At 37.0% G+C, this 19090-nt stretch carries 6 protein-coding genes; 2 read left to right on the forward strand and 4 right to left on the reverse strand.

Features of this window, described 5'->3' with window-relative positions; all coding sequences use genetic code 11:
- Positions 1–119: 119 nt before the first annotated feature.
- A complete protein-coding gene (locus tag K4L44_05090) occupies positions 120–749 on the forward strand; it encodes an NAD(P)H-dependent oxidoreductase (GenBank protein QZE15212.1) in 630 nt (209 codons plus the stop codon).
- A 54-nt stretch (positions 750–803) separates the two neighbouring features.
- Here the strand turns inward: K4L44_05090 and K4L44_05095 are convergent, their stop codons facing one another.
- Both K4L44_05095 and K4L44_05100 read right to left on the reverse strand, forming a co-directional pair.
- Positions 804–1466: a DUF2293 domain-containing protein gene (locus K4L44_05095; GenBank protein ID QZE15213.1), complete on the reverse strand. Its 663-nt coding sequence runs from the start codon at positions 1464–1466 to the stop codon at positions 804–806.
- Positions 1467–1664: 198 nt separating this feature from the next.
- A complete protein-coding gene (locus K4L44_05100) occupies positions 1665–9041 on the reverse strand; it encodes a T9SS type A sorting domain-containing protein (protein ID QZE15214.1) in 7377 nt (2458 codons plus the stop codon).
- A 1009-nt stretch (positions 9042–10050) separates the two neighbouring features.
- On the opposite strand from K4L44_05100, the gene K4L44_05105 reads away from it, so the two are divergent.
- Positions 10051–11265, forward strand: coding sequence for an ISL3 family transposase (locus tag K4L44_05105; GenBank protein QZE15215.1), 1215 nt, complete (start codon positions 10051–10053; stop codon positions 11263–11265).
- 73 nt (positions 11266–11338) lie between these two features.
- On the opposite strand, the gene K4L44_05110 is transcribed toward K4L44_05105, so the two are convergent.
- Together K4L44_05110 and K4L44_05115 are read right to left on the reverse strand one after the other, a co-directional pair.
- A complete protein-coding gene (locus K4L44_05110; protein ID QZE15216.1) occupies positions 11339–11590 on the reverse strand; it encodes a fibronectin type III-like domain-contianing protein in 252 nt (83 codons plus the stop codon).
- A gap of 162 nt (positions 11591–11752) precedes the next feature.
- Positions 11753–19069, reverse strand: coding sequence for a T9SS type A sorting domain-containing protein (locus K4L44_05115; GenBank protein QZE15217.1), 7317 nt, complete (start codon positions 19067–19069; stop codon positions 11753–11755).
- Positions 19070–19090 lie beyond the last annotated feature (21 nt).

The raw sequence follows: 19090 nt of genomic DNA on the forward strand, positions 1-19090 counted from the left end.
GTGATTAAAGAGACAATAAAGGATTGTAATGTCTGAATTAAACTATTACCTTCGTAAAAGAGAGAGAAATGATATATACTCCCCGACAAAAATGTTTTTTTAAATAAAACAGAACTTATATGAGCTTAATCGAAGATTTAGAGTGGAGATATGCCACCAAGTCATTTAATACGACAAAAAGTGTCTCAAAAGACGATCTAGATAAATTGATCCATGCTGTTCAATTGACCCCGACATCTCTAGGTCTTCAAACATTTCACCTTCATGTTATTGAGAGTCATGAGTTGAAACAAGAGCTATTTCTTGCAAGTTTTAATCAACAGCAGGTTGTCCAAGCTTCTCATGTTATGGTGATAAGTTACTATCCTCAAGTGGTAGAAAAACAGGTGGATGAGATTATTGCGATAAAATCAAAGCTGGAGAATATTCCTGTATCTACCCTTGTGCCATTTAAGGAGTTTGTAATGGGATATATCAATCGTATGGAGCCACAAGATATGGATATATGGAGTGCTAAGCAAACATACATTGCTATGGGAGTATTGTTGTCTGCATGTGCCGAACTTCATATTGATGCTTGTCCAATGGAAGGGTTTGATAAAAATGCATACGATAACATTTTGAATCTAACAGAGAAAGGATTGAAGAGTTCTCTTGTAATACCTATCGGCTATCGCGATTCGGAAGATAAATATCAATTTATGAAGAAGGTGAGAAGAGATATTTCTGATCTTACTACCTTTCTTTAATCTATATGTTTTTTTATGACTCCTTCAGGAGGGAGTCATAAAAAAGCAATCTTTTTACTTCTTTAGTGCCATTTCAATAGGGCAGGGGTTGGGAGCATCCTTTCCTTCGCGATATATATTTAATACTTTCTCTCCCTCTTCGATCATCCTTTTTCGAAGTTTAGTTCTCTCTCCTTTTATTCGTGCAACAGGTGTATTGTCGTAGTTGGTCAAATGGTGACGTATCCATCCATTGATTGCACGTTGTGCTTTTTGACTGGTATTGAGGCTAGAAGATCTTGCTGCAGTTCCACTACCAATAGGGGCCGTATGTTTTGTGATTGCCTCAGCTGCTCGTTCTTGTAATGCTGCATACCTTTTATGAAAGGAGAGTATTTTGATAATCTCTACCTTTAGCTCCCCACAAAAAAGACTATGTTGATGATCTCTTCTTTGTAATCTTTTCTCTTTTTGTAATGCATAATTGTTACTATTTCTTAATTGCAGCATCTTCTGTTGTGCCACTTCCACTATTTCTGAAGGAGCCCATAAACCTTGCGATATCCATCTTTTGCCTTTTTTCTTCTTCCACCGTATATATTGAGCTTGTTTGGTGACATTCCGTGTAATGCCTGCATCTCCTGCAGGAAGGAATGTCCATCCGCTAGGAATCTCTATGATTCGGTTCTCAGAATCTATGTATTTCCCATCCGATTGTTTGGTTACCTCTATTTGCATGATCCATTATTTTCGCCCTCCAAAGGTAATAGATTTTATCATGTAATCGGATCTGTTGTCCCTCTTCAAAGGATCTTTGTTTATGAAGTGATACCTTGTTTCTTTATCATTTAGATAGATTATCCTAGTTGGAGGTCATACTAAAAAAGGGCCTCCCTTTCGGGAAGCCCTTGATAACACAGTAATATAATATTACGATTACTTCACAATCAGTTTCTGTACCGAAGTTGTAGAAGCTCTCTGAATCTTCACATAGTAAATTCCAGAAGCTACATTTACTTCAAAACGTTTTTGTTGTGCATTCATAGATTTACTCCAAACGATGGATCCCATATTATTGATCAGTGTAATATGAGCAGCCTCATTTGAATCTGAACCTAATGTTACAATGAAATGGTCTGTACAAGGATTAGGATATACTTTATCTACTTTGATAGAGATATTTTCATCCACTCCAGTACCATCTGCTTTCACGATTAAGTGATGGTAAACAGTCACCTCTTCTTTGCCATCTTTCACGGTAAGTACCACAGTTGCTTTGGTGTCTTCTGTAACTACAGGAAGTGTCACTTCAGCTTTTACTTTGTCAGCATCTTTAATATCCGCTTTCACACCAACCACTTTCCATGCGTAAGTCAATACATCTTTTGTATCTTCATCCGAAGATTCGGTTGCATCCAACGTAATTACAGACCCGCCTTTCACTTCTTGAGCAATATCTTGCATGATGGCCATTGGTATATCGTTTTGATCATCTACAAGTACATTAAATGTTTTTGTATTACTCAAACCTTTTGCATCAGTAGCTACTATATCCACATCGTAAGAGGCAGTCTTCTCAAAGTTCAATGATTTGTTTGCAACTAAATAAGTTCCTTCCATTGCAAATTCAGAAGGCGAATCTTTGGCTAGAGCCAGTGTGAAATCATCTCTCTCTGGGTCAATCGCTGCAATATCTTGAATTACAAATTGTCCCTTTAAGTTCTCTTTCACATGTTGCTCAGTAACATCCGTCAAGAATCTAGGAGCTTCGTTCTTATCTTCGATGGTGAATATGATATCGAATGTCTCAGAATCAGTGACTCCTTCTTCTACTACTTTAAGAGTTACGACAACATTTGGATTGGCTTCATAGTAGAAACCTACTGGTGAATCTACTACTAAGTTGTTCTCACTTATTGTAAATAGTTTGTCGTTAATTCCATCGATATTTTCAATAGTGACAGTATACTTACCATTGGTTTCATCATCATCTACAATGCTAAATGGAAGTTTTGTTCCTACCTTGATATTGTCATCGATCTTATAGTTGTCGAAAGTAATCTCCTTAGGAAGCTCTTTGACGTCATTTACTGTAATCTCTACAGGAACTTCTATCTGTACATCTTGTACATCTTTAAAGATCACTATCGGATTGAATGTCGCCTTCTCTTCAAAGTTCGGAGCCTCTTTGAAAGAGATGAAGAACTTATTGTCTATAGTCTCAATATTGAAGAAGTCGTTATCAGCCACTTCTGGTTTAAAACTACATGTAAGGACATCTCCGTGAACACAATCTTCGTCGCTAACGATGATCTCGATCTCATTGAAGTGATTCTCATCTAGATTATTTCCAGTAACTTCTTTGAAAACTGGTGCGTCATCTACATCTTTCACATTGATAATGTATTCATGGTCATCCATCTTATCACTATCAAAAGCAACTTTCACTACCAATCTGTCAGCAGTCTCATAGTTTAATGTTGATTTAGCATACAGCTTATTGCCTTCGATAACGAATTGATCATTGTTTGCAATCCCTTCGATAAGCGAAGCTATTACAGAACTAGTAGATTTCACAAAGTCATCGTTTCCAAGTGCCTTAAATTCGCCAACTAAAGTGTGAGCTTCTTTATTCTCTTCAATTTCACAGTTTGAAAGAGTCATCTCATCCACAATAGCATCGCTAGTATCTAAATTGTCTGTCGCAGGAGATCCCAACAGTTTATCTGTTGCTGTATAACGAACAAGAAGTGTATTTTTACCGTTTAGATAAACCTCTTGGTTCGAAGCACAAGCAATCCACTTCTCATCGTTCAATTTGAACTCCATCTCTTCCGTTGCACCCACAATGTGAGCAGGTATACCTGAAACATTATCCACACTTACAGAAGGAGCTTCTCTTTGAGTTAGAAGTGCAAAAGATGTAACCTCTGTAGTTAATGTCTTTTTGCAATCTGCTTCAGCTATCTTCCATACACTGTTTTTCTCGCTCCATAATAACTTATCATTGTCTATACCTTCTGTTTTAATTGTATGAACAACATTTTTGTTTGCGATATTCTCATCAATGGAAACATCGATAACTCCTTGAGAATAGTCGACATCCGGTTTATGGAATACATAGTGAACAGCTCCTTTTTCTTTGTTATCAGCAGTGATTTTAAGATGAGACTTAAAATGAACAGCTCCTCTAGATACATTAAGATCTGCTGTTTTAGTACTTGATTTAAGCATCATGTTGATACCACAATCACCAGTGATTGATAATGTTGGTGCTGGAGAGTGCATGTCCCCTATAAGAACAGGAATCGTAATATTGGTATTGTTTACTTCAATATTTTTCAACCTGCGTAGGTCATATGCTTTCATTGGTTTATTTATGATCAGTTTTTTCGGACCAACACCTTCTACACCACCTAGATCAGATTCCACATCCAATATTGCATCTTTAGCCATTAATTGGAACTGAACAGATGCTTTTGGATGACTTAAGATTCCATCTCCATCGATGTGACCTGTTAGTGCCAAAGAGGTTACATCAAAATCTAATGTAGCCAATTTACCGATAGTAAGGTTTGTAAGATTCATCGCATTAACAACCTCTTCTCCTTTTTTAGTCAAGATTTTACCAGCGATCATATCACATTTCTCTAAAACATTGATCGTCTTCTGAATCTTGTCTGCACTATGGATCAGATATACTTTTTGTCCTGGAGCGTCAATAGTCAATTTCGCAACAGTCAAAGTATTGATTTTGGTTGCAAAAGTAGTCAAATAGTGAGAAGAATATCCATCAATCACTTTTAACGTACCTTTAAAACCTCCATCCCAGCTGTAATCATTCCATGCAATATTACCACCAACAGCTAGAGTGAATTCAGCGCCTGCTGAGGCTTTGAATCCTTCTGCTTTACATAAGAATCCTTCATGGACGGTCAATAATCCTTTGTTCAATGTATAGGTTCCTTTCAGTGCTTCTTCCTCGCTACTTTGGCTGATATGTTGAACATGAACGCTACCATCATTCATCGTGAAGGTTGCATCCTGTTCAGTGGACATACGATAAGCAGTAATAGCTCCTCCATCAACAGTAAATTTGTTGTGGTTTATAATTTCACCATCCACTGTTAATTCACCATTTTTAGCTACTGTTAATTCTGCTTCAGGTTTGATCGTTATAGATGAAACATCTACAGCATCATTGATAACAGGATAGAAAGTCCCCTTATCTACAACAATTTGTGCATTTTCAACAGGAAGCTTCTCATCTTTCCAGTTGCTCTTATCTTTCCAATCTATTGAGGTTGCTCCTGTCCATGTTGCCAATGGATCGTAGCTCTTATTGATGTCTAAAGTATAATCTTCGTAAGATCCTACGAGTTCATTTGAAAATGAATTGTAGTCTTTACCCGTTGACGCACAGGCTACACGGATATATGTCTTGCCTTCTGGTGCATCTGCTGGAATTGTGATTATTTTGGAAGCACTGTAAGATCCAGATCCTTTAAATAGCCTGATGCCTTCCGTTGTAGAAAAGTATCCGTCTTGATCCCAATCGATCCATACTTTTGCTATACTCGAATACTGCATGAAACCAGAACCTTTGATAGTAAGATCATAACTTCTGCCAGGACATACTTCTATCGTTTTAGTTTTGAAATCATTCATTCCACCTGTTCTTCTCTCATTGTTCAGAACATTTGCAAACTTCATGGATGAGATCATTGGCATGAATGAATATTTGAAGTTGATAGGAAGATACTCACCCCACTTTAATGTTTTAGCAGAGGTCATTGGAACAGTTCCTTCTGTGTAATATTGTATATCTTTTCCTTTGTTAGAGTATGGATAGATCTTATAGAAATGCTCTGTGTCTGGTGTTAGTCCACCAATGATAGAAAATGTTTTAGCACCATCTTCAACATATAAAGCACCTGATTTCTCGATCACACCATCTACTGGATCTTTGATTTCATCAGCTGTATATCCTACTTTGATAAGATATCCACTTACTGGAGTTGTGCTCTTGGCCACTTCCCACCAAAGAGGTTGTTGTTTACTCATGGTCATTTGTGCCCTAAAGTCTGTCACATGTTTATTAGGTGCAGCTCCGAAAGTAGCAAATGTGTGTTCGTTACCCCAGATGATCTCTCCATCTATTACCATAAAGGATTTAAAGAAGTATTGAGTACCCTCTTTTAGGTCAGTAATTGAAACAGAAAACTTGTTGTCCTCTCCATCCTTCACAACATACTTTTTGTCATAGGTGAAGACGCCTTGATCCATTCCAACATAGAAGCCTTTCTCTGTGATCTCAGGATCATTGTTAAGAATCATCTCTGCCGATAGTTTGGCTTCCTTAAAACCAACACCTTCAGCTTCTAAAGTCGTGATTTTTTGTTTTCTGTCTTTCACTATTAAAGCATAATCCTCGACTTGTCCGTAAAAGATATCAGAATCAGGGCCACTAATTTTGTTCTTCGAGTATTCTGTCATAACACGAATACGAATTAACTTGCCTTTCGTGAAGCTATCATCTACGGCTACCTCTGTAGTGAAGGTGCCTGTAAAATTAGGTTTTGTTGCTACTATTTCATCTGCAGCCATGGTTCCATCCCCATTTTTATCTATATAGATTATTGCTTGTACAGGATTGGTATCACCACTCTCTACTGAGACAGCATACTTTTCACCCTGATGAGCAATAATTGTTTCCCATGTGGCTGTGAAATCCATATAACCTGGTTCTCGATTCACACTTGATGATTTATTACAGAAACTACCAAATGCAAAACTGTAGATTCCCATACCATAGTTGTTCGGGTCTGGTGTAATAGTTCCAACAGGAATTGCAGTCATGGCCTCCACTACCGTGATTGTTTTCTCAAAAACAACCTTTGTCTCCAAGTTCTTTCTCTTCAGAGTAACAAAGATGTTATAAACTCCTTTTTCTGTAAAGTTCAATACCGGTTTCTCTGAAGTTTTATCAGTATCTTCTAGATATTCTATTTTATCAGTTCCAAAGTTCCATTCGAACGACTCTACCACTCCTTCTGTTGCTACAAATGGCGTAAACATTGCGCCAACAGCAAGAGAATTTGTATTTACAAAGATCTGTCCCTTAGGTGCCACTTGGTCTGCATTCATTATATAGTGTCTATACAATGGTCTGCAATTAATAGCACTAACAGTAAGATCTATTGCTTCCTTGTCTTTTAATGCATCAAATTCAAGATGACACTTGCCATATTGAATCTTTGTCTCCGCAATAATCTCTCCTTTGTGAACCAAAGTAACAATGGCACCTTCTTCAGAGATGTTTTCTAGATCAATAGATGTTTGACCTACAGTTAACTGCTTAGGAAGTTCTCCTGTGATTTTAGTTGGAGATGCAGTCCACATACGCATTGCAGGATCTCCAAACAGGTGGAACATACGATAGGTGTCGATTAGTAGAGATCCACTAGGATTGTATGTTTCGGTCATTCTTAGCAGACCAAGGTTTAATACATCCCCAAGTGTTGTTGTTGCTTTTTTGAATCCTTTTGGATTAGGTTTCACTGCATGACTTCCACTTCCAAAAGATGGGATAATTCCTGGTTCTGGCCACATTGCCTCTATCATTCCAATAGATAGACCATCGTTTGGTCCCGAATATGAGGAGTGTGATGCTCCAATTACCGCTACGGCTCCACCATTCTCAAGACGAAGAAATTTCTCTGCAAAACATGCTGGATACGAGAACTCTCCTGTGTGACAGTTGATAGAGAATACAACAGGTAACTTAGCTCCATTATGTAAGTTGGTGGTATTTATATCATTAGACATAAACTTAGGGTGTGCCCATCCTATACCTCCAGAATATCCATGATCTCTATGGAAAAGATAGAAACGTCCGTCATTGATGGCTTCCATTATCTCTTTCTTTCCACCATTCCAGTTGAAACCATTCTTGCGAAGAAGCTCTGCAGGAATTGGTTCTCCGTTTGAGTAAGTTCCATTGTTGAAGTTAGTTGGAGTTATATCTGAATCCGTATAGTAGATACGGTCTACTTTGTACCCCTGTTTCATCACATAGTTTCGAATATCCTCACTTGTATGACAGAATCTACGGGTTGCAAATCCATCTTTAGCATCACACTGAAATTGTGCACAGTTTACTCCTCTTTCATAGAATTTTGCATCTTCAACAGGGTTCTTTTCATAATTGATGATCTTATCAATCACCACATTTGCCTCTTCAATAGTGCTTACAGAGATACGACCTCTAGCCATATCCGGAGTGTAGTCATTGGCACCATCCATACATGCATAAGGAAGGTCTCCATAATATGGATCTCCATCACTCTTCTTAAATGGGAAGGATGGTATCTGCTCGATATCGCCAATCAAAACAAAATATTTAGGTTTTGGATTCATGGTACGATAACGATGAGCAATTTCTGCTCTTGCTGTTGTTGTAGTCCAATTATTTCTTGAAATCACTTCTACCTTATACCCCATGCTAGCTTTCCAATTTGCCAACTTCTGAGCTGCCTCTTTGAACATGCTGTGGGTGATGATCAGATAATCTTTGGCTTCTACTCCTGCAGATTTGCGAATAAGGCCATTGCTTTTTACGATATCTTCACCATTCACTGCACTGTTTCTTAAAAACTGTACTGCATTGGGATTCATATCTGTAACCACTTTGTGGTCTGCTCCATTCACACGATATACAATCTTTGAGTATACACGTAGCTTGTTCGTAACAGGATTGTATTGCACTGGACATACCTGAACTTTTGCGATACGAGTATCTCTCATGATTTGGTTCTCAACCAACTTCACTTGATGATTAGGATAGAAAGCATCTTTTCCATAGACATTTTCATCCCTTACAAATTCTGGTTCTGCATCACCTTGGGTATCGGTTGCAAGTTCTAATGCTGGGTGAATTAAGAAACCATCTATTTCGATAAACTCGGAATCGACCAACTCTACGGTTGGCATTTGATTCTTATCCATCACATACATGTCGTTTCTCATAGGTAGGGCTGGTGCACCCACTTTCCCTGTTTGACCAAATCCGTCAATATGAAGATAAGAGTAAGTCTCTCCTTCTACAATCTTATCCGTGGCAAGGGCTCCAGGGAATTGATAAAAGGTTACTTCTCTTCCATTTTGATCTGTAAGGTCTCTTTTGGGAACAATCTTTTGTTCTTTACGTGTACTTTTTCGGGCTTTTTTGCTGAAAGGAATGTAGCGATCCTTTCCAAACCCAACCATACTCATACAAAGTATAAGTGTGGCTAAAAGGTAAACTTTTTTCATAGATGATATGATTGATTAATAAATTTAGAGTCTCTTGTTGTTAGAGACTTTTAACTAAGTTACTTAAAAAGTATTAATAAACTAATGATTTTTTGTAATTAACTGTAAAAATACATCATAAACATGTCTGATATTTCGTAATATTTAACAACAAATGACTTTCATTATGTTTTTAGGGTATTGTATTAAATAGTAAAGTGTAATATGTCGTCTAAGGAAGTTTTCTTGTTTTTATTTCTAGATTGTAGATTGCTACTGGTTTATTATGTTAGTAAATGTATATTACATTGGTTGTTGTTATAATGTTTTATAATAAGAATTGGGTTCATTGTGTCTTATAGTATCAGGCTATTTTATATGATGTTTTTTAGTTTCACGAACTCAAATAAACACTATATTAATTTTATGTTTATTTGATATGGTACACTTATGGAGTATTGATGAGATTTTTTACTTATTATACTGTCTCTTTTCTCTATTTACACCGTACTTTGGTTACCCTTCCTTTACCCTTTGGTTACCCTTTGGTTACTCTAGCAGTAACCAAAGGGTAAAGGAACTGTCATTGAAGGGTAAGGGAAGTACGGCGCTGATAGATAATTGTTCCTCACTTTTTCTTTGTAGCATCAGAAGAATTGCGCTTTTATATCTAGTATGTTGTTTTCTGAGTTTTTTTTACTTAATCTATCAAAATTAAAAGATCGATGGTGGAGGTTGATAATGTTAAATGTCTGGGTAGATTTCGTTATTGATAAAAAGCAGGTGATGATTCATTTGGTGTAGAAACTTCTATTATCAGTAGTGATTTACTGAATCTTTACGATGAGTGTAGATATAAGAGAAAATAGATAGAAGTTGATATTGGAGAGATATGTTGTTTTATAATACGATGTTGGCAATTCTTTTTTATATATCGATATAATAAAGGTTCTTCCATGAATTGCGTATATGAACAAAAAGACTGGTAAACATATTCTATAGTTATTTCTTATATAAAACGCTATAGACTATGAATACCAGTAGTATATATCATTGTTTAGGATTACAAGACCAGCAATTATTATCCACATCCTATGTTGGAGATACCATCCAACTTAAAGTTAAAACAAAAAAAGACAAACTACGTTGTAGTCGCTGTAAAAGAATGCATGTTATTTGTTGTGGAGTTGTTGAACGTAGTTTCAAGGGGCCAATGATAGGCAAAAAGAAGTGCGTTATTATCATAGATGTTCAACGCCTTTATTGCAAGAAATGCAAGATCGTACGTCAGGAACATTTAAGGTTTGCAAAAGAGCAGAAGTCCTATATTCGATCTTTAGAGAAGATGGTTTTACTTCTCTCTTCTCATATGACGATTCAATCAATCAGTCGACTTTTAGATCTTAACTGGAATATTGTAAAAGATATCATTAAGTCTCACTTAAAATCAAAATATCATTCTCCTGGGCTAAAGGGGGTGAAACATATTGCTATCGATGAATTCGCAGTGAGGAAGGGACATGTATACATGACTTGTGTATATGACTTAGATAAAGGAGTCGTTTTGCATGTAGGAAAAGGTAAAGGTTCCGAATCATTGGTTCCATTTTGGAAACGAATAAAGATCAATAAAGTCCAAATAGAATCTGTTGCTATTGATATGTCAGCTGCCTATATCCTTTCAGTAAAGACCAATGCACCTAAAGCTACTATGGTATTTGACCATTTCCATATAATAAAGAAACTAAATGAGACTATAAGTAAAATTAGAAGAGATCTTTACAACAAAGAGAAGGATAAGGTTATCAAGAAAAGTTTAAAAGGAAGTCGTTGGCTATTGTTAAAGAACCCAGAGAATCTCAACCTTCAGAAAGGGGAAGACTCAAGACTTGAAAAAGTATTAGAAACGAATACCACCTTGTTTTACGCATATTATTTGAAAGAAGAATTGAGAGAATTATGGAATCAAGATAATATTAGAGACGCTTCAAAATTACTTAAACAATGGATAGAAGAGGCAAATGAGACTGAAATCCCTCAGCTTAAGAAAATGGTAGAACTATTGACCAAACACAAAACAGGAATTCTAAATTGGTATAAGTGCAATATCTCCACGGGGCCTTTAGAAGGAATAAATAACAAGATTAAAACCTTAAAAAGACAAGCATATGGCTATCGTGACTTAGATTTTTTTATGTTAAAAATAAAAGCAATGCATCAAGATATATACGCAAAATGTGGATGAACCATAATAAAGGGCAGCCCTACTAAAGACTGCCCTTTATATTTGTAATTAGAGGTCTTAAAAAAACAACTTGTTATTCTATATATATACTTTCTTTTGCTATCACCTTTCCAGCATGTTCAGCTAATTGAAAAACAAAGTTTCCTTTGTCAAGAACCCATTGATGACGATTGGTATTCCAATTATATAGTTTTTCTTTAGGAATCGTGATGGAGATATTTTTACTCTCTCTAGGTTGTAAGAATATCTTTTTAAACCCAACTAAAGAGCGAACAGGTTGATCTATTTTTGAATTTTTATGATGAACATATATTTGAGGAACCACACCACCTTCTCTTGATCCATCGTTTTGAATATGATATATTGATACGAATAGAGGTTAAATCCCTTGTAAGAATGACTACTAAAGGTGTATTTGTAGATATCAAAAAAGGGAGTGTCGTCATGACACTCCCTTTGAATATATAGATGGGTTGAAAGTGATAGATTACTGTACAATAAGTTTTTGTACAGAAGTACTTTCTTCTTTGTGAATCTTGATAAAATAGATCCCGCTTGGGACATGAATGTGGAAACGTTTTTCTTGTGCATTCATGATTTTGGTCCAAATGGTTCCTCCTGTATTGTCTAATAGCGTAACATAAAGTGGTTCTAGATATTCTGAATTTAATGATAAATTGAAATGATCGGTACATGGATTTGGGAATACTTGATCCATCTCAAAGGATATCTCACTTGTTGCATTGGGGTTATTGGTGGTGATGAACAGACTCTTGTATAGGCTGATAGGAGCTTTTCCATCATCCACTTTTAATACCAATGTGGCAAACCTATTTTTATCCGTTGGTGAAAATGTTACTGTCGTATTGGGACTCTTTGCATCTTCAAATGACGCATCGATTCCTACCATACTCCACTGATATGACAATGTATCGGATGGGTCCTCGTCACTAGACAGGTTTGCGTCGATAGAGATTGTTTTACCTGCTTCTACTGTGCTGGCAATTCCATTCATAATAGGTATGGGTAAGTCATTTTTATCATCGATTATGACATGAACAGGATACGTTGTATTTAAACCATCTTCATCCGTTGCAATAACCTCTATTTCATAGTTGTGTTGTTCTTCGAAGTTAAGAGATTCTGTTGTAACCAAGAAGTTTTTATCTAATCCAAACTGTTTGGGTGTGTTTGGTGCAAGTTTTAGTGTGACTGAGGCTCCTTCCGGATCAACGGTGTGAATCTGTTCTATTACAAATTTGGGTTTATTATTTTCTGGTACATGACATACTTTTGATGTGTTGAGAAAAAGGGGTGCTTCGTTTGTGTTGGTGATTCGAAATACAACATTAAATTCGGCAGATCCTGTTACTCCTTCTTCTTCTACTTTGAAAGTGACATATTGGTAATCATTTTCCCAGAAGCGGTAATCTACCTTTTTCTTGGTAATGAGTGTGTTCTCTTTCAATTCGAAAAGATTTGGATTGACACCAGATACTTTTTCCATTGTGATATGATATTTCCCTTTTTCTCTATCTTGGTCTACAAGTTTAAACGGGTACACCGTACCGATAGGCATATTGTCTGGTAACTTATATGATTCGAAAATTATTTCGTTTGGAAGTTCGTTCACATCATGGATATTTAACTTTACAGGGGTCTCCACTGTACCCTTTGCAGGATCTTTTATTACAATCACTGGCGTATAGGATGATTTCACTTCGAAATCAGGAGTAATTTTAAATGATAATCTATACTGTCCGTCTCTCTCTTCTAGAGTGAAAAAGTCGTTTATTGGTTCTTCTCTCTTTAATGAACAAGAAAGGAGTGTCTGATGTGCTTTGTCTTCATCTTCTAAATGAAGGATAATATCTCCTTTTTGATGTTCGTCTACAAAGTTATTTTCAACCTTCTTTAATCTTGGAAGATCGTTTTGGTCAATCACTTGTATTTCATAGCGACGCTTTTTTATGTTGCAATGTTCAAAAGAGACTTCGATTGGGTGTATCGCTAGTTCTTCAAAGTTCATCGATTGTTCTGCATATAATTTATTATCCACTATCGTAAAGAGATGATTGTCTAAAGCTCCTTTTGTTAGTAATGCCTTAAATTTTTGATTGTTCGTGACAAAAGAGTCTGAGCCAATTGAAGCAAACGTACCTATTAAGGTATGGTCTGTGTTATTCTCCTTTATATGGTTGCTTGACAATGCGATCTCATCCTTCTTAGTATTGTCAGTGTCTAGATTTGTTGTTGTGATGGATCCGACAGTATTCGCAGTTGCAGCGTAGCGAACCAATAAATTGTTGTGTCCATTTAGATTTACTTTTTGGTTTGTAACACAAGAGATCCATGGTTGATCATTAAGTTTGAATTCCATCGTTGGATCAGATCCTACTATCATTGCTTCCATACTGGATGCATTGTCTACTGAAACCTTTGGGGCTTCTTTTTGTATCATATATGCAAAAGAGGTTGGTTTATTGGTTAATGCCATCTCTTCTCCTTCTTTCGCAAATCTCCATACGTCAGTCTTCACTGCCCATTTTAGTTTGGGACTTCCTACATCGGGGGGTGTAATAGAAACAAGCATCTTTTCGTTCATAAGTTTTGTGTCTACAAATGCAGAAATGGTTCCTATGGGATAATACTCATTTGCCGCCTCTGTCTTTAGATGAACGACTCCTTGAGTGGTCGCATCATTCGATCTCTTGAAGTGAGAGACATATGAATCTCCATGTTTGTCGATAGGGATGTATAATTCGCTCATATTGGGTTCTAGTGGCGTATTGATTTGACAATTCTTGTCCACTTTGAATGGGATAGGAGCCTTCTCTTCTCTATTCGGTATGGTTAGATTCATATCGTGCAAGATGAACTCTTGTAGTCCAGTAAAATGATGATGAATGGTTAGATCTTTTTCTGCATATATATGCCTTACCCCCATTGCTTCTACTGTTTTAAACTCTGTCTCTGTTTTTAGTATTAGTGGTGAGTCCATTGTGTAGAAGGTGGTCTTTCCCTCTATGTTAATCAGTTTTCCATCTCCATCAATCAAGCCTGATAGTTTTAAAGAGGATCCTTTTAAGTTTAGTGATGCCTCTTTGTTTATAGTAAGATTGTTTAAGGTGAGATGCTCTACAATCGAGCCTGATGGGGTGTTGGTTGCGATCTCTCCTGCGAGCATATCGCACTTCTGCTCTATAATAATATTTTTATGATTCTTCTCATCTAATGCTGCAAAAGTGACTTTCTCTCCTGGTGCATTAATGATGAGTTTGGCAATATTTAGACTGCTACTTTTTCGAGAGATAATCGCATGTGTTTTTGATCCAGGGACAATCTTTAATATTCCTTTAAATGCTCCATTCCAGTTTGAGTTTTCGAAAGAGATGTTTCCACCGACCTGAATAGTAAAGTCTTCCCCTATGGTTCCTTTGGGGCCATTATAGTCAAATAGTAAGTTCTCATGTACAATAAACACACCTTTTTTAAGGTTAAAACTGGCATGAAGATATGGAATCGCGATACTACGTCTTGCTTTATTTGTCTCTAATGTTCCTCCATTTAATGTAAGAGTAGCTTCAGTCTCTATAAAAAAATGTCGCATACGAACTTTAGCTGCTTCGACCTTAAGTGTACCTCTGTTGGTGATTCCTTCTGATAGTATAAGAGTGGTTCCATCTTCAATAGATAGTTGTGCCTTTTTAGAGATCTCTATATTGTAGTAGGAGACAACTCCTGATAGTTTAGGGTTGTGTTTTCCATCTTGTATTATGATGTGGGCATTCTCTTTTGGTAGTAGATTGTTTTTCCAATTGGCTTTGTCGTTCCAAAGGCTTGATACCTCTCCCGTCCATATTGCTTGTAGATTATTGTTTCTGTTCACAAGAACAGGGTAATCTTCGTAGCTACACGATGCGACCTCTTGATGAGAATTGAATTTGGCATAATCGAAAGCATAACAAATACGCATTTGTGTTTTTCCCTCTTTCGCATCGGCTGGTATCATAATTTTACTCATGATGTCATATTCTTTTCCGTACCTACCGATGTTTATCATTTCGTTATCTGCAAATACCCCATCTTGATTCCAATCAAACCAAGCAACTAAAGTACCACTAGTTCTCTTTACGGTTATTCCGATTCCTTTAATGTGAAGGAGGTATTCCGTTTCTGTAGATACTTCGACTATTTGATCCGTAAAGCGATTGCCTCCAAGTTCTCTTGTGCTACTATTTTCTATATTTGAGAATCTTAAGTAGTGAATAAATGGAAATATAGGAACTCTCGATTTCATCGGAAGATAGTTTTCCTTTGTCAATGTTTTTGCTTGAACTTGAGGTACAATCGGAGTTGTATTGTATAAAATATCGGTTTCGCTATTGGCATAAGGAAAGATCTTGTATATATATTGTGTGTTCGGGGTTAGATCTGAGATCTCTACATGATTACTTTTTCCACCCTTTACGTATATTGTATTTTTAGTTTCAATGACTCCATCCATTGGGTTGTTGACTTCGTCTTTTGCTTTTCCATATTGAATTAAGTATCCATGAATACGTTGAGTGTTCTGCGGAACATCCCATTGGAGAGGTTGTTTCTTACTCATGGTGTTGATCGCACTGAAATTGGTTACGTGGGCATCGGGTTTGCTGCCAAAGGTGTTGAACGTCCTTTCTTCTCCCCATAATGTCTCTCCATTTAAGATGATGTAGGAACGATAATAATAGAAGGTTCCCTCTTTTAGAGATTGAATAGGGAGTTCTATCTTCTGGTCAAGAATCTTTGAAACAGTGTGTTTGGTATCGTATTTAGAGATATTTGAATTGGTTCCAAGGTGAAATCCCATCTCCGATATCTTTGGTTTTCCTTGTATATTTAGAGAGGCAGATAATGTTGCATGATGAAATCCAATCTCTTTAGGTTCAAGGGTGTGTATCTCTTGGTTGGTTCCATCCACAATGAGTGCATAATCCTCAACCTGTCCATATTGTATTTCGCTGGTTGCATTTGCCATCTTGTTTTTATAGTGTTCTGTCAATACTCGAACACGAAGCATTTGGTGCTCTTCGTAACTATTGTCGATGGATATCACTCCAGTACAGGTATTCGTGAATTTACTATTACTAAATGTCAATTCATTTTTATCGAAAATACCATCGTTGTTCTTGTCAATATATACTCTGCATAGTATCGGGTTTACTCCTCCTGTTGTAATCGATACGGGATAGTTTTTCCCTTGCTTTCCGTGAATATAGTGTGCTTCTCCTGTAAAGTCTCTATATCCTTTGTCTATGTTTGTATTGGGGGTTGTACTAGAGAAATTGCCAAAGGAGAAGTTGGTTATTCCCATACCGTATCTTTGTCCATGAGACCCTACTGTTGAGGTGCTACTCTTCTTACATTTGGGTACTATTTTAATCTTTTTTGGGGCAATCACTGTTGTCTCTCCATATTTGTTTCGTACTGTTAGAGATATGGTATAAGTCCCAGGAGCTCTGTAACAGACATATGGTGTAGTCGAATTTTTAGATGATTTATAGAGAAAAGTTATGTTGTTGGTTCCGAAATCCCACTCATATTGATCGACCTTTCCTTCTACCACCGCCTTCATCGAGTGTGCCATATTTACCGTAGCAAGCTCTTTGTTTACGATTATTTCAGCTTTGGGTGCAATCTTGTCTCCTCCCATCTTATAATGCATATAGATAGGCCTACAATTCGGTGCACTGATAGTAATATCTATCGGTTCCTTATTGGATAGAGGTTTGAATCCTAGAGTGCATTCTCCATATTTTATGGTTTCTTTTGCAATGATTCGTTCATGGCAGACCATAGTAACCAATGCCCCTTCTTGAGAAATATTGCTAATACGAAGTTTGGTTTGTCCCACTCTTAGTTTCATCGGAAGTTTCCCTATGATGTTTTTTGGTGTTTCCGTCCACATATGCATGGCAGGATCTCCAAAGAGGTGGAACATGCGATAGGTCTCTATAAGATTTATTGGACTTGGTGCCCAAGTCTCGTTCATTCGTAGTAGTCCTAAGTTTAAGACATCCCCTAAAGTGTTGGTGGCGATGGTAAATCCTTTAGTACGAACTCCTTCTGTAGCACCTTTCCCTTTTCCGAAAGAGGGCACAATTCCCTGTTCAGGCCAAATAGCCTCTACCATTCCAATAGAGAGACCATCATTTGGACCTGAATAAGAGGTGTGTGATGCACCAATAACTGCTACTGCACCTCCATTTTTCTTGCGAAGGAAACTTTCTGCAAAGCACTCATCAAAAGAGAACTCCCCTGTATGGCAGTTGATGGAGAAGACCACAGGTAGTTTGTTCCCATTGGTCAGTTCTTCGACATGAGAAGATAAAAATTCAGGATGTGCCCAACCTGTACCATCTGTATATCCATGATCTCTATGGAAAATATAGAAACGTCCATCATTTATCGATTTAACGATATCCTCTTTTCCTCCGTCCCAATTGAATTGGTTGTGCTTGAGCAACTCTGAAGGGAGGGCTTCTCCATTAGAGAAGTAGCCATTATTGAAATGGGTAGGTACAACCTTTTTATCCGTATAGTATATGCGTTCTACTTTATAACCATGATGCATCACATAGTTCCGAATGTCTTCACTCGTGTGGCAGAAACGTCTTGTAGCATACCCATCTCTTTCATCATCTTGAAATTGAGCACAGTTAAGACCAGTGTTGTAGAAGCTCTTGTTTTCTGTAGGGTTCTTTTCGTAGTTTATGATTTTATCAATGACAATATTGGCTTGTTCTTGACTTTGCACAGAGATACGACCTTTTGCCATATCTGGTGTAAAATCGTCCTCTCCATCCATACATGCATAGGGCAGGTCGCTAAAGTACCATGCTCCGTCCTCTTTTTTGAAACGGAATGAAGGGATCTGTTCTATGTCTCCGATAAGAACAAAATATAGAGGTTTATCCTTCATTGAGTGATAACGATGAGATATTTCACTACGAATGTTGGCTGTTGTCCAATGTTCTTTGGAGATGATTTCTACCTTATATCCTAAGCTTGCTTTCCAATTCGCTAATTTTTTTGCGGCATTCTTAAATAGACTATGAGTTAGAATGAGATAGTCTTTATCTTGACTATCTACAGATTTTAATTGAATGGTGCTTTTTGCATGAATATCTTCTCCATTTACCGCATTGGCTTTTAGAAATTTAATTGCAGTCTTGTTTATATCGGTTTCTATAGTGTGGTCTATTCCGTCAATACGGTAGGATATTTTAGAGTATAATCTAAATTTATTAGAGACAGGATTATATTGTACTGGACATATTTGAACCTTTACGATTCTAGTGTCTCGCATGATCTGGTTCTGTACTATTTTTGCAGGTCTATTGGGATAATATGCGTCTCTATTGTATATGCTTTCATCTTTTTTAAATAGTGGCTCGGAATCCCCTTCTGTATCTGTTGGAAGCTCTAATGCTGGGTGTATAAGAAATGCTTCCACTTCAATAAATTGGGTATCTGTAATCCTTATTGAAGGAGACTCATCTCTTTTAAGTATGTACATATCATTGCGCATAGGAAGAGCGGGAGCTCCTACTTGTCCAGTCTGTCCAAAGTCTTCTATCTGTAGTAAAGAATAAATCGTCCCTTCTACTTCCTTGTCAACAGCATTGGCTCCAGAGAAATGATAGTCGGTAGTGATGGCATTTAGTTGATCTTCCGTTTTACGTATGGGGGTAGTGAGGTGTTCTTTTCTCGTACTTTTACGAGAGAATTTTGAGAAAGATAGATATCGATCTTTACCCATTGTATTATGACTTATGAAAAG

Source organism: Prolixibacteraceae bacterium, assembly GCA_019720755.1.
Taxonomy (GTDB): Bacteria; Bacteroidota; Bacteroidia; order Bacteroidales; family Prolixibacteraceae; genus Halosquirtibacter; species Halosquirtibacter laminarini.

Excerpts from the sequence above, each read along its gene's own strand:
- K4L44_05115 (QZE15217.1), bottom strand. The coding sequence starts at position 19,069 with ATGGGTAAAGATCGATATCTATCTTTCTCAAAATTCTCTCGTAAAAGT.
- K4L44_05100 (QZE15214.1), bottom strand. The coding sequence starts at position 9,041 with ATGAAAAAAGTTTACCTTTTAGCCACACTTATACTTTGTATGAGTATG.
- K4L44_05090 (QZE15212.1), top strand. The coding sequence starts at position 120 with ATGAGCTTAATCGAAGATTTAGAGTGGAGATATGCCACCAAGTCATTT.
- K4L44_05095 (QZE15213.1), bottom strand. The coding sequence starts at position 1,466 with ATGCAAATAGAGGTAACCAAACAATCGGATGGGAAATACATAGATTCT.
- K4L44_05105 (QZE15215.1), top strand. The coding sequence starts at position 10,051 with ATGAATACCAGTAGTATATATCATTGTTTAGGATTACAAGACCAGCAA.